Here is a 12,617-nt window from a genome sequence, read left to right on the forward strand (position 1 = left end):
TGCGTCGATGCTTTGGCTATGTCTGTCTGATGCGCGGTTCCGGTGCGGGACCGGTCAGCGGATCAGGTAGATCGTGGCGAAGAGGCCGATCCAGACGACATCGACGAAGTGCCAGTAGTAGGACACGACGATGGCCGCGGTGGCCTGTTCGTGGGTGAACCTCTTGGCCGCGTACGTCCTGCCCAGGACCAGCAGGAAGGCGATGAGACCGCCTGTCACGTGCAGTCCGTGGAAGCCGGTGGTCAGGTAGAACACCGAGCCGTACGGGCCGGACGAGAGCGAGAGGCCCTCTTCCTTGACCAGATCGGTGTACTCGAAGACCTGACCGCCGATGAAGATCGCACCCATGATGAAGGTGATCACGAACCAGGTCCGGAGCTTCTTGACATCGCCGCGCTCGGCTGCGAACACACCGAGCTGGCAGGTCAGGGAGCTGAGCACCAGGATCGTGGTGTTCGTCGCGGAGAACGGAAGATTCAGCGCATCGGCGGATTCCTTCCAATACTCGGTCCCGGTCACCGATCGAAGGGTGAAGTACATCGCGAAGAGGGCCGCGAAGAACATCAGCTCGGAACTCAGCCAGATGATGGTTCCGACGCTGGTGAGGTTCGGCCGATTGACCGACGGGTGCGCGTGCCCGGTTTCTACTGTCGTTGCTGTCGCCACGACCGACATTATGTCGGTCGCTTATCCCGCCCTCACTCCGGGGGGTGCCGTTCGGTGTGTCAAGGGCGTATGCCCTGCTCGTACGGCCCACTCCGGCAGTCGCCCGAAGGGAGGACCCGGGACCCGCCGTACGGCCCCGTGCCCCCGCTCCGACCAGTCCTGACGGGCCGTCGGTCAGATCGTGGATCGTGCCGAACCCTCCTGCGTGCCGCCGTACGAGCAGTAGCATCCGCGCTGGAGGCACTTCCCGGCGGCGGCCGGGTGACGCCCCGCCCGAAGCCGTACCGCCGAGAAGCGTGGAGGAACGATGCAGGCGACTGCCACGGTGCTGGTCTACAGCGACAACGCCGACACCCGCGAACAGGTACGGCTCGCCACGGGCCGCCGGCCCGCCGCCGACGTGCCGCCGGTGGAGATCGTGGAGTGCGCGACCCTGCCCGCCGTCCTGGCGGCCCTGGAGCAGGGCGGGATCGACGTGTGCGTCCTGGACGGCGAGACGGCGCCCGCGGGCGGTATGGGCGTCTGCCGGCAGATCAAGGACGAGATCTTCCGCTGCCCGCCGGTGCTGCTGCTCATCGGCCGCCCGCAGGACGCCTGGCTGGCGACGTGGAGCCGCGCGGACGCCGCTGTGACGCACCCTGTGGACCCCGTGGAGTTCACGGACGCCCTGGCCGGGCTGCTGCGCCGCAGGCTCCTCACGGAGGCCTGAGCGGCCTCCTGAGGGCCCTTCTGAGGGGCCTTTAGGCCTGCGGGCGCAGCCGGGCGGCATTCTCGGGTCCCGGCCGCTGGTCCTGCTCGCCTGTGGTGCTGGGCTTGTTCTTGTCCAGCGCGCTGCCCTCGCGCCACTGCTTCCACGGCATGTTCCAGTCGCCGAAGCCGTTGTCGAAGGGCGTCATGGTCTCGCCGCCGCTGTTGACGACCTTGACGATGTCACCGACCCGCACGGTGTCGAAGAACCACTTGGCGTTGCCGGTGGACATGCCGGTGCAGCCGTGGCTGACGTTGGCGGCGCCCTGCGATCCCACGGACCAGGGCGCCGCGTGCACGTACTCGCCGCTCCAGGTCACCCGGGTGGCCCAGTAGACCGGCAGGTCGTAGGAGTCCGAGCTGCTCGACGGGATGCCGATGCTCTCCCCCCGCATCCGTACGAAGCCCTCCTTGCCGAGGACGACCTTGGTGCCGTTGCGGGTGGAGTAGCCGGGCTTGCCGGTGGTGACGGGGATGGTGTTGATCTCCTCGCCGTTGCGGGTGACCGTCATGGTGTGCGCCGCGGCGTCCGTGACGGCCTCCACCCGGTCCCCCGTACGCAGCTTCACGGGCTTGGCGGCGCCCCCGTACAGTCCGCCGGTGATCTTCAGGCCCTCCAGGTTGCTGCGCACCTCGATGTCGGCGTGCGTGGGCCAGTACTCGCGCGGGCGGAAGTGCAGCGTCTTGCTGTCGACCCAGTGCCAGGAGCCCTCCACACGCGGCGTGGAGCGGACCTTGAGGGCGCCTTCCACGATCGCCCTGGCCTTGGGGTCCTTGACGGGCTTGCTGAGCGCCGCGGTGACGGGCTGCCCGACCCCGTACGTGCCGTTCTCGGGCCCGAGCGTGACGTTCACCCGGTCGCCGGTGTCCTTGGTGTCGATCTGGAGGACCTTGCGGCCGGGCGCGCCGTCCTCGTCCTCGGTGCTCACCCGCACGGTGTAGCGGGTGCCGGCGGCCAGCGGGACGGTGGTGCGCCACTGCCTGCCGTCGGCGGCCAGTTCGCCCCTGATGTAGCGGCCGGAGGCGTCGGTGGCGGTCACGTCCGTGATCCGGGCCTCGTCACCGGTGGTGGAGACCTCCAGCGGTTTGTCCGGGTCCGCCTTGTGGCCGTCTCCGGGCGCGTTGGCCGAGATCTGCCCGGCCGCGTCGTACGGCGCGGCCGAGAGCGGGTCCGACGACGAACCGCCGCAGGCGGTGGCGCCTGCCGCCAGGGGCGCCAGCAGGAAGGCGCAGCCGAGCGCCGTCCGGTGTCGTGGTCTGAGGCTCATGACCCCAAAGTAGGAAAATCCCCCGGCCGCGGCGCGCTGGAGGACTGCAAACGGGCGGGCCCGGACACCTGGAGAGGTGTCCGGGCCCGCCCGGTGCACGGGAGCCGCTTACTGCGTGCGGTTCTCGCCGCGGTAGTACTCGAAGACCCAGCCGAACAGGCCGATCAGGATGACCGGGGCCGAGAAGAAGAGCAGCCACCAGCCGAAGACGACGCCCAGGAAGGCGAGCGCGCCACCGACACCGAGGGACAGCGGCTGCCAGCTGTGCGGGCTGAAGAAGCCCAGCTCGCCGGCGTCGTCGGAGACCTCGGCCTCGTCGTTGTCCTGCGCTCCGGCGTCCACCCGGCGCGCGGTGAACGCCAGGTAGTAGCCGATCATGATGCACAGACCGAAGGCGAGGAACAGCGCGGTGGTGCCCGCCGGCTCCTTCGACCAGACGCCATAGACGATCGCCATGGCGAGGACGAAGACGGAGAGCCAGATGAACATCTTGCCCTGGATCTTCACTTGCCGACCTCCTTGCCGCCGAAGAGCGCCGTGTCCTTCTGGCCCTCGTTCTCGATGGCCTCCATCGCGGCGATCTCAGGGTGGTGCAGGTCGAACGCCGGGGATTCCGAGCGGATGCGCGGCAGCGTGAGGAAGTTGTGCCGCGGCGGCGGGCAGGAGGTCGCCCACTCCAGCGAGCGGCCGTAACCCCACGGGTCGTCGACCTCGACCTTCTTGCCGTACTTGGCCGTCTTCCAGACGTTGTACATGAACGGCAGCATCGACAGGCCCAGCAGGAACGAGGCGATCGTCGAGATCGTGTTCAGCGTGGTGAAGCCGTCCGCGTTCAGGTAGTCCGCGTAACGCCGCGGCATGCCCTCGGCGCCCAGCCAGTGCTGGACGAGGAAGGTGCCGTGGAAGCCGACGAACAGCGTCCAGAACGTGATCTTGCCGAGGCGCTCGTCGAGCATCTTGCCGGTGAACTTCGGCCACCAGAAGTGGAAGCCGGCGAACATCGCGAAGACGACGGTGCCGAAGATGACGTAGTGGAAGTGCGCCACGACGAAGTACGAGTCCGAGACGTGGAAGTCCATCGGCGGCGACGCCAGGATGACGCCGGTCAGACCACCGAAGGTGAAGGTGATCAGGAAGCCGACGGCCCAGAGCATCGGTGTCTCGAAGGACAGTGAGCCCTTCCACATCGTGCCGATCCAGTTGAAGAACTTCACACCGGTCGGTACCGCGATCAGGAACGTCATGAACGAGAAGAACGGTAGGAGTACCCCGCCCGTCACGTACATGTGGTGCGCCCAGACGGTGACCGAAAGGCCCGCGATCGAAATCGTCGCCGCGATCAGACCGATGTAACCGAACATCGGCTTCCGGGAGAAGACCGGAATGACCTCGGAAATGATGCCGAAGAACGGCAGCGCGATGATGTACACCTCGGGGTGGCCGAAGAACCAGAAGAGGTGCTGCCACAGCAATGCGCCGCCATTGGCCGCGTCGAATACATGCGCCCCGAATTTACGGTCCGCCTCCAGGGCGAACAGCGCGGCGGCCAGGACCGGGAAGGCCAGCAGGACCAGCACACCGGTCAGCAGGACGTTCCAGGTGAAGATCGGCATGCGGAACATCGTCATGCCGGGGGCGCGCATGCAGATGATCGTGGTGATGAAGTTGACCGAACCGAGGATCGTGCCGAAGCCGGAGAAGGCCAGACCCATGATCCACATGTCCGCGCCCACGCCCGGCGAACGCACCGCGTCCGACAGCGGCGAGTAGGCGAACCAGCCGAAGTCCGCCGCACCCTGCGGGGTGAGGAAGCCGGCCACCGCGATCAGCGAGCCGAAGAGGTACAGCCAGTACGCGAACATGTTCAGCCGCGGGAACGCCACGTCGGGCGCGCCGATCTGCAGCGGCATGATCCAGTTCGCGAAACCGGAGAACAGCGGCGTCGCGAACATCAGCAGCATGATCGTGCCGTGCATCGTAAACGCCTGGTTGAACTGCTCGTTCGACATGATCTGCGTGCCGGGACGAGCGAGTTCGGCGCGCATCAGCAGCGCCATCAGGCCGCCGATGCAGAAGAACGCGAACGAGGTGACCAGGTAGAGCGTACCGATGGTCTTGTGGTCAGTGGTCGTCAGCCAGCTCACCACGACGGAGCCGGGAGACTTCTTTCGTGCGGGTGGTGCTGCCGGAGCCGTTGCGGCGGCGGCACCCTGAGGTTCGTTGAGGATGCTCACTTGTTGTTGGTCTCCGCGTTCCTGGCGTGATCCGTCTGCTTGATGCCCGACGGCAGGTAACCGGTCTGGCCCTTCTTCGCCAGGTCCTTCAGGTGCTCCCGGTACTTCTCGGGGGAGACGACCTTGACGTTGAAGAGCATCCGGGAGTGGTCGACGCCGCAGAGCTCGGCGCACTTGCCCATGAAGGTGCCCTCCTTGTTGGGGGTCACCTCGAAGACGTTGGTGTGGCCGGGGATCACGTCCTGCTTCATCAGGAACGGCACCACCCAGAACGAGTGGATGACATCACGCGACGTCAGGACGAACTGGACCGTCTCGCCCTTGGGCAGCCACAGGGTCGGACCCGGGTTGCCGGTCTGCGGGTTCCGCGTGCCCGGAATGCCCTCGTCGTACACGCCGTCGGCGCCGGCGGGGACATTCTTCTTCCACTTGTCCGGGATCGCGTCGAGTTCCTTGGAGTTGATGTTCGTGGTGTCGGCCTTGCCGTCCACGTTCTCCAGGTAGTTGAACGCCCAGCTCCACTGATAGCCCACCACGTTGATGACGTGGTCGGGCTTCTTGGAAGTCTTGAGGAGTTCGCTCTCATCGCGCGCGGTGAAGTAGAAGAGCACCGCGATGATGATGAACGGAACGATGGTGTACAACGCCTCGATGGGCATGTTGTACCGCGTCTGTGCGGGGACCTCCACCTTGGTCCGGCTGCGGCGGTGGAAGATCCAGCTCCAGATGATCAGGCCCCACACCAGCACGCCCACTGCAAGGGCGGCGGCCCAGGAGCCCTGCCAAAGGGAGAGGATCCGCGGCGCCTCTTCAGTAGCCGGATTGGGCATGCCGAGGTTGGGAAAGTCCTTGTATGTGCAACCGGTCGCGGTTGCCAGGACCAGTCCCGCAGCCAGCACCTGCGGCAGCTTCCGCCGCATCGGGCGCCGCGACGAGCGGTCGGAGCCGTTGGGACTCACGTAGCGCCTTCCCGAGAGTCTCGCCCGCGAGACCGGCTGCGGCCGTCTCGCTGGTCGGTCGCCGGCCCTGGCACGGGCAGGGGTTTGGATGTTTATGCGGACCAAACCCTACTGGACGCTATTTGGGGTCGCGCGGGGAGGGTGCCCAACGCGCCGCACCGCTCCCCGAAGGGGTGGCTGCGGCATCCGGGGGAAGCCCCCCGAGCCCCGGAATGCCGGGCTCCGGCGGCCGTCTGACGCCACGCCCGGACACGCGTACGACGCGCTAGCGTCTGGGGCGTGTCCTACTTCGACGCCGCTTCGGCCGTTCCCCTGCACCCGGTCGCCCGGGAAGCCCTGCTCGCCTCGCTCGACGAGGGCTGGGCCGACCCGGCGCGCCCCTACCGGGAGGGCCGGCGCGCCCGGCTGCTGCTGGACGCCGCGCGGGAGGCCGCGGCGGAGGCCGTGGGCTGCCGCCCCGACGAGCTCGTTTTCACTCCATCGGGGACGCAGGCGGTGCATTCGGCCATGTCCGGCACGCTCGCCGCGCGTCGGCGTGTCGGCTGCCATCTGGTCCACTCCGCGGTGGAGCACTCCTCCGTCCTGCACGCCGCCGCGGCCCACGAGGCGGCGGGCGGCACGGTGTCCGAGGTCGGCGTGGACCGTACGGGCCGGGTGGACGCCGGGGACCTCGCCGCCGCGCTGCGCCCGGACACCGCGCTGGCGGCCCTCCAGTCCGCGAACCACGAGGTGGGCACCGAGCAGCCCGTGGAGGAGGCCGCCGCGGCCTGCCGGGAGGCAGACGTACCGCTGCTGGTGGACGCCGCCCAGTCGCTCCCCTGGGGGCCGGTCGGCGGCGCCTGGTCGCTGCTGACGGCCAGCGCGCACAAGTGGGGCGGCCCGCCGGGCGTGGGGCTGCTGGCCGTACGCAAGGGCACCCGGTTCGCGCCGCAGGGCCCGCAGGACGAGCGGGAGTCCGGCCGGGTGCCGGGCTTCGGGAATCTGCCCGCGGTGGTCGCGGCGGCGGCGTCACTGCGTGCCGTACGGGCGGAGGCGGCGGCCGAGGCGGCGCGGCTGCGGGAGCTGGTGGACCGGATCCGTACGCGGGTGGCCGAAGCGGTGCCCGACACCGAGGTCGTCGGCGACCCCGTGCGCCGGCTCCCCCACCTGGTCACCTTCTCGTGTCTCTATGTCGACGGGGAGACCCTGCTGCACGCGCTGGACCGGGCGGGCTTCTCCGTCTCGTCCGGCTCGTCCTGCACCTCCAGCACCCTGACGCCGAGCCATGTGCTGCGGGCGATGGGCGTGCTGTCGGAGGGCAACGTCCGGGTGTCACTGCCGCCGGGCACCGCCGAGGCCGACGTCGAACGCTTCCTGGACGTCCTCCCGGAAGCGGTCCGCTCCGTACGGGAACAGCTCGGCGCCCCCGCGGCCGCGCGGCCGGAAAGCGACCCCTCCCCCGCCGCGGAACACGTCGTGGACGCCCTGGGCAAGCGCTGCCCGGTACCCGTCATCGAGCTGGCGAAGGTGATCGGCGACGTGCCGGTGGGCGCCACGCTGGCCGTCCTGGCGGACGACGAGGCGGCGCGGCTGGACATTCCCGCGTGGTGCGGGATGCGGGGGCAGGAGTACGTGGGCGAGCGGGCGGCGGGGCGGGGCACCGCGTACGTGGTGCGGCGCCTCGTGTGACCGGAGCCGGGCCGAAGCCGGAACCGGGCCGGGGCCCGGCACGGAACCGGGGCAGCGGGCCCGCGCGGCCCGCCACCCCTGTACGGCGGTCCGATCAGGCCAGGTGACCCCGGATGTCGGCGGCCGCGTCGTGCCCGTACGCCTTGGTGAAGCGGTCCATGAAGTGGCTGCGGTGCAGCTCGTACTCCTGGGTGCCGACGGTCTCGATGACCAGCGTCGCCAGCATGCAGCCGACCTGCGCGGCGCGCTCCAGGCCGACGCCCCAGGAGAGACCGGACAGGAAGCCGGCGCGGAACGCGTCGCCCACGCCGGTCGGGTCGGCCTTGGCCTTCTCCTCGGCGGTGCCGACGACGATGTCCGGCTCGCCGGCCCGCTGGATGCGGACGCCGTCGGCGCCCAGCGTCGTCACCCGGGTGCCGACCTTGGCCAGGATCTCCTCGGCGGTCCAGCCCGTCTTGGACTCGATGAGGCTCGCCTCGTACTCGTTGTTGAACAGGTAGGCGGCACCGTCCATGAGGGTGCGGATGCCGTCGCCGTCCATCCGGGCGATCTGCTGGGAGAAGTCGGCCGCGAAGGGGATGCCGCGGCTCCGGCACTCCTCGGTGTGGCGGACCATGGCCTCCGGGTCGTCCGCGCCGATCAGGACGAGGTCGAGGCCGCCGACGCGCTCCGCGACGGCGTGCAGCTCGATCAGCCGCGCCTCGCTCATCGCGCCGGTGTAGAAGGAGCCGATCTGGTTGTGGTCGGCGTCGGTGGTGCACACGAAGCGGGCGGTGTGCTTGACCTCGGAGATGCGGACCGAGCGGGTGTCCACACCGTGCCGGTCGAGCCAGGCACGGTACTCCTCGAAGTCGTTGCCGGCGGCGCCGACCAGGATCGGCGCGGTGCCGAGCTGGCCCATGCCGTAACAGATGTTGGGACCCACGCCCCCGCGCCGGACGTCGAGTTCGTCGACCAGGAAGGAGAGAGAGATCGTGTGCAACTGGTCGGCGACCAGCTGATCGGCGAAACGGCCGGGGAAGGTCATCAGGTGGTCGGTGGCGATGGAGCCGGTGACTGCGATACGCACGACGGGTCTGCTCCTGCGGGAGGCGGAAGGACGAGGCGGACGTTGGTCAACGGTACCGGCTGTCCTGATCTCGGCCCACCAGCCGAAACTACCCGATAGTAGGGCTTTCTTCGCGCGGCGCCGGATGCGTACGGTGCGCGTATGACCAAGTATGTGAAGGGCGTCACACCCCATTCGTCCGCAGTTCGCCCCGCGCTCGAACCGGAGTCCATGGCTCAGCTGCTGGGCGACTGCGCACGGATGGCACCGCACTGGCGCAGCGGCCGCCAGGCACCGCCGCCGCCCGCCCGCGAACTGCACGGGATCAGCGTCCCCGCCTCCTCCGCGGCCCTGGTCAAGGGCATGTCCGAATACGGGGACTGAGCGCCCTCCCGGGCCCGGCCCCCGGGCCCGGGGAACCGCGGACGCACCGGCTCCGTCCAACCCGCGTCCTCCCCACGCAGGAGGGCACGTCAGTTGTTCAGCGGAGCCGAAGGAGCGATGCGGTGAGCACCGAGGACACTCCCCCCGCCACCGGCGGGGAGAATTCCAGCGACGACACCCGGGAGACGACCGCACGGCGCCGGCGCAGCCCGCTGATCGCGGCCTCGGTGGCCGCGGCGGTGCTGCTGGCCGGCGGCGGCGCGGCCTATTGGGCCTCCAGCACCTCCGGCGGCGGGGAGAGCGGCACCGGCGCCCGTCCGGAAGGCGGCCCGCCGCCGCTCGCCCTGGACGGCCACGCGAAGGAGACTGGCTCGCGCAGCGGCATCGCGCCCGGCGAGCCGGACCCGCAGGGCGCGGGCTACCGGGCCGCGGCCAAGCTGCCCGACGGCCCCTCCTCCGCCCCGGTCTACCAGCCGCGCGGCGAGGTCACCCAGGAAGCCGTGGCCCGACTGGCGAAGGCCCTGGACCTGCCCGGCAAGGTGCGTTCGGACGGCGACTCCTGGAAGGTGGGCGGCCTGACGCGGGACGCGCGCAGCCCCGTCCTGGAGGTGGCCAAGGGCGGTTCGGGCGCCTGGACGTACTCGCAGTACGGCACCCCCGACGGATCCGGCTGCGCGGAGACCGCGCCGAAGGGCAGCGGCTCGCAGGCGAGCGGGCCCGGCTGCCCGGGCGGCGACACCTCCGCCCAGAACGACAGCGGCACCCAGGACGCCGTCTCCCCGGAGAAGGCGAAGCAGGCGGCGCAGCCGGTGCTGGAGGCACTCGGCCAGAAGAACGCCGAGCTGGACGCGAGCGGTCTGTCCGGCGCGGTACGGACGGTCAGCGCCAACCCGGTGATCGGCGGGCTGCCCACGTACGGCTGGCAGAGCGAGATCCGGGTCGGCTCGGACGGCCAGGTCGTCGACGGCAGCGGGCAGTTGGCCCAGCCGGTCAAGGGGCACACGTATCCGGTGCAGAGCGCCGAGAAGACGCTGGAGCGGCTGAACGCCGCGCACCGCGGCGCGAGCCCCGGCATCGGCGGGTGCGCGACGGCCGAGCCGCAGAAGAAGCAGGGCGCCGACACCACGGACGTCGAGCCGTGCGCGGGCAGCGCCGCCGCGCGCAAGCCCGCCGACGTGACCGGCGCGGTCTTCGGCCTCTCGGCCCAGTACGTCGGCGGCCGTCAGGCGCTGGTGCCCTCGTGGCTCTACAAGGTCCAGCGGACCGGCGGCGGCACGGTCACCCACCCCGCCGTCGACCCGAAGTACGTCAAGAACGGCGACAGCGGCGCCCCGTCCAGTCCCGCCCAGCCGCCCAGCAGCGGCAAGCCGTCGGGCAAGGCCGGGGCGATGGGCCTGGAGTCGTACGAGGTCAGCGCGGACGGCAAGTCGCTCAAGCTGCACTTCTGGGGCGGCGTGTGCAGCACGTACTCGGCGACCGCCGAGCAGACCGGTAAGAGCGTCAAGGCCGAGGTCATCGGCAAGGAGAAGAAGCCGAACCAGATCTGCGTGAAGATGGCGAAGCAGTTCACGCAGACGGTGCCGCTGGAGCAGCCGCTGGCCGGGCGGGACGTGATCGACGCGTCGACGGGCAAGGAGGTCCCGGCGAAATAGCCGTACGCACGCCGGGCGCGGATACGACAACGGCGGCGCCCCCTGCGAAGGGGGGCGCCGCCGTCGTACGTCCTGCTGTCCGTCCTGCACCGGCTCCGCCGGCGTCACCGACGGATCAGTTGAAGGAGTCACCACAGGCGCAGGAGCCCGTGGCGTTCGGGTTGTCGATCGTGAAGCCCTGCTTCTCGATGGTGTCGACGAAGTCGATGGAGGCGCCGCCCAGGTACGGGGCGCTCATCCGGTCGGTGACGACCTTGACGCCGTCGAAGTCCTTGACGACATCGCCGTCCAGCGACCGCTCGTCGAAGAAGAGCTGGTAGCGCAGTCCGGAGCAGCCGCCGGGCTGGACGGCCACCCGCAGCGCGAGGTCGTCGCGGCCTTCCTGTTCCAGCAGGGCCTTCACCTTCGACGCGGCCGCGTCGGACAGGATGATGCCGTCGCTGACGGTTGTCTCGTCCTGAACGCTCATCTAGATCTCTCCCGGGTTGGTACGGACCGCTTGCCCTCGGCTGCAACCGACGGGGCCCGGAATTCATTCCGGCTGGCGCGACGTGTTCTCGTTCTTTCGTCTTTCATGCTCGCACACTGCGCACCTGTCGCGGGCGGCCCCTGCACGGGGATGCGTCACATCGACACGATGTCCATCGTCAAAGTGACGTGAAGCGGCTATGATAGATAGCGTCAAATAGACGAAAAGGGTTCCGGTGCCACCACCGGCCCTCGGTACGGCCCCGTCGGCCGTGCTCAGACGAAAAGAGAGGGTGCGTGTCGTGACCACCGCCCAGCCCCTGGACGTCCAGCCGACCCCGCTCGCGCTGCTCCTCCTCGGCCGTGAGGCCGACCCCAAGAGCGAGCGCGGCGTGGACTGCCCCGGCGACCTGCCGGCCCCGTCCGACCCCGGTCTCGTCGAGCGGGCCCGGGCCGCCAAGGCGAAGCTCGGCGACAAGGTCTTCGTCCTGGGGCACCACTACCAGCGCGACGAGGTCATCGAGTTCGCGGACGTGACCGGCGACTCCTTCAAGCTGGCGCGCGACGCGGCAGCCCGGCCGGACGCCGAGTACATCGTCTTCTGCGGTGTGCACTTCATGGCCGAGTCCGCCGACATCCTGACCTCCGACGACCAGCAGGTCGTCCTGCCCGACCTGGCCGCCGGCTGCTCCATGGCCGACATGGCGACGGCCGAGCAGGTCGCGGAGTGCTGGGACGTGCTCACCGAGGCCGGCGTGGCCGAGCAGGTCGTCCCCGTCTCGTACATGAACTCCTCCGCCGACATCAAGGCCTTCACCGGCAAGCACGGCGGCACCATCTGCACCTCCTCCAACGCCAAGCGCGCGCTGGACTGGGCCTTCGAGCAGGGGGACCCCTCAACAGGCAAGGTCCTGTTCCTGCCCGACCAGCACCTGGGCCGCAACACCGCCGTACGCGACATGGGCATGTCCCTGGACGACTGCGTCGTCTACAACCCCCACAAGCCGAACGGCGGCCTCACCGCCGAGCAGCTCCGCGCTGCCAAGATGATCCTCTGGCGGGGCCACTGCTCTGTCCACGGCCGGTTCTCCCTCGAATCCGTCGAGGACGTACGGGCCCGGATACCCGGCGTGAACGTCCTCGTCCACCCCGAGTGCAAGCACGAGGTCGTCGCCGCCGCCGACTACGTGGGCTCCACCGAATACATCATCAAGGCCCTGGAAGCCGCCCCGCCCGGCTCCAAATGGGCCATCGGCACCGAACTGAACCTCGTCCGCCGCCTGGCCAACCGTTTCGCCGCCGAGGACAAGGAGATCGTCTTCCTCGACAAGACGGTCTGCTTCTGCTCCACCATGAACCGCATCGACCTCCCCCACCTGGTCTGGGCCCTGGAGTCCCTGGCCGAGGGCAAGGTCGTCAACCGCATCCAGGTGGACCGGGAGACGGAGAGCTTCGCGAAGCTGGCGCTGGAGCGGATGCTGGCGTTGCCGTAGGGCACGGGGCGCGCCTTGGGCGCGCAGCCT

Annotated in this window: 12 protein-coding genes; 5 read left to right on the plus strand and 7 right to left on the minus strand. The window is 69.6% G+C overall.

Annotation, left to right across the window (positions count from 1 at the left end; translation table 11 throughout):
- Positions 1 to 54: 54 nt before the first annotated feature.
- Positions 55 to 675, minus strand: a complete 621-nt coding sequence (gene ctaE / locus JXZ78_RS18235) for an aa3-type cytochrome oxidase subunit III (RefSeq protein ID WP_030020850.1) — start codon at positions 673 to 675, stop codon at positions 55 to 57.
- Positions 676 to 973: 298 nt separating this feature from the next.
- Between ctaE and JXZ78_RS18240 the strand changes: the two genes are divergently transcribed.
- The gene (locus tag JXZ78_RS18240) at positions 974 to 1,375 is read left to right on the plus strand and encodes a DNA-binding transcriptional response regulator (protein ID WP_030020849.1); all 402 of its coding nucleotides are present in this window, start codon (positions 974 to 976) and stop codon (positions 1,373 to 1,375) included.
- A 31-nt stretch (positions 1,376 to 1,406) separates the two neighbouring features.
- Here the strand turns inward: JXZ78_RS18240 and JXZ78_RS18245 are convergent, their stop codons facing one another.
- From JXZ78_RS18245 to ctaC, 4 genes are all read right to left on the minus strand, one after another.
- Positions 1,407 to 2,681 (minus strand): L,D-transpeptidase, encoded by a 1,275-nt coding sequence (locus JXZ78_RS18245; RefSeq protein WP_030020848.1) that lies wholly within the window; start codon positions 2,679 to 2,681, stop codon positions 1,407 to 1,409.
- Positions 2,682 to 2,789: 108 nt separating this feature from the next.
- Positions 2,790 to 3,188 carry a cytochrome c oxidase subunit 4 gene (locus JXZ78_RS18250; RefSeq protein ID WP_030020847.1) on the minus strand — a complete coding sequence of 133 codons (399 nt, stop codon included), beginning with the start codon at positions 3,186 to 3,188 and terminating at the stop codon, positions 2,790 to 2,792.
- The gene (gene ctaD, locus JXZ78_RS18255) at positions 3,185 to 4,915 is read right to left on the minus strand and encodes an aa3-type cytochrome oxidase subunit I (protein WP_125056785.1); all 1,731 of its coding nucleotides are present in this window, start codon (positions 4,913 to 4,915) and stop codon (positions 3,185 to 3,187) included. Before ctaD ends, JXZ78_RS18250 begins: the two co-directional genes overlap by 4 nt.
- The gene (ctaC, locus tag JXZ78_RS18260) at positions 4,912 to 5,874 is read right to left on the minus strand and encodes an aa3-type cytochrome oxidase subunit II (protein ID WP_030022068.1); all 963 of its coding nucleotides are present in this window, start codon (positions 5,872 to 5,874) and stop codon (positions 4,912 to 4,914) included. The genes ctaD and ctaC overlap by 4 nt, the downstream gene beginning before the upstream one ends.
- 279 nt (positions 5,875 to 6,153) lie before the next feature.
- Between ctaC and JXZ78_RS18265 the strand changes: the two genes are divergently transcribed.
- Positions 6,154 to 7,542 carry a cysteine desulfurase/sulfurtransferase TusA family protein gene (locus tag JXZ78_RS18265; protein ID WP_030022067.1) on the plus strand — a complete coding sequence of 463 codons (1,389 nt, stop codon included), beginning with the start codon at positions 6,154 to 6,156 and terminating at the stop codon, positions 7,540 to 7,542.
- A gap of 94 nt (positions 7,543 to 7,636) precedes the next feature.
- Here the strand turns inward: JXZ78_RS18265 and JXZ78_RS18270 are convergent, their stop codons facing one another.
- Positions 7,637 to 8,611 (minus strand): carbohydrate kinase family protein, encoded by a 975-nt coding sequence (locus JXZ78_RS18270; RefSeq protein WP_030022066.1) that lies wholly within the window; start codon positions 8,609 to 8,611, stop codon positions 7,637 to 7,639.
- 141 nt (positions 8,612 to 8,752) lie between these two features.
- Between JXZ78_RS18270 and JXZ78_RS18275 the strand changes: the two genes are divergently transcribed.
- Entirely contained in the window at positions 8,753 to 8,974 is a 222-nt protein-coding gene (locus tag JXZ78_RS18275; protein ID WP_030022065.1) for a hypothetical protein, read from the plus strand.
- A 122-nt stretch (positions 8,975 to 9,096) separates the two neighbouring features.
- Complete coding sequence (locus JXZ78_RS18280; RefSeq protein WP_238783200.1) at positions 9,097 to 10,626, plus strand: hypothetical protein; 1,530 nt, start codon at positions 9,097 to 9,099, stop codon at positions 10,624 to 10,626.
- A gap of 115 nt (positions 10,627 to 10,741) precedes the next feature.
- Here JXZ78_RS18280 and JXZ78_RS18285 read toward each other — a convergent pair whose 3' ends face one another.
- Positions 10,742 to 11,095, minus strand: a complete 354-nt coding sequence (locus JXZ78_RS18285) for a HesB/IscA family protein (protein ID WP_030022062.1) — start codon at positions 11,093 to 11,095, stop codon at positions 10,742 to 10,744.
- 292 nt (positions 11,096 to 11,387) lie between these two features.
- Here JXZ78_RS18285 and nadA point away from each other — a divergent pair, with 292 nt between their 5' ends.
- Complete coding sequence (gene nadA, locus JXZ78_RS18290) at positions 11,388 to 12,587, plus strand: quinolinate synthase NadA (protein WP_030022061.1); 1,200 nt, start codon at positions 11,388 to 11,390, stop codon at positions 12,585 to 12,587.
- Positions 12,588 to 12,617 lie beyond the last annotated feature (30 nt).

It is taken from the genome of Streptomyces monomycini (assembly GCF_022271435.1).
Classification (GTDB): Bacteria; Actinomycetota; Actinomycetes; order Streptomycetales; family Streptomycetaceae; genus Streptomyces; species Streptomyces monomycini.

Excerpts from the sequence above, each read along its gene's own strand:
- JXZ78_RS18245 (WP_030020848.1), bottom strand. The coding sequence starts at position 2,681 with ATGAGCCTCAGACCACGACACCGGACGGCGCTCGGCTGCGCCTTCCTG.
- JXZ78_RS18275 (WP_030022065.1), top strand. The coding sequence starts at position 8,753 with ATGACCAAGTATGTGAAGGGCGTCACACCCCATTCGTCCGCAGTTCGC.
- JXZ78_RS18240 (WP_030020849.1), top strand. The coding sequence starts at position 974 with ATGCAGGCGACTGCCACGGTGCTGGTCTACAGCGACAACGCCGACACC.
- ctaE (WP_030020850.1), bottom strand. The coding sequence starts at position 675 with ATGTCGGTCGTGGCGACAGCAACGACAGTAGAAACCGGGCACGCGCAC.
- JXZ78_RS18285 (WP_030022062.1), bottom strand. The coding sequence starts at position 11,095 with ATGAGCGTTCAGGACGAGACAACCGTCAGCGACGGCATCATCCTGTCC.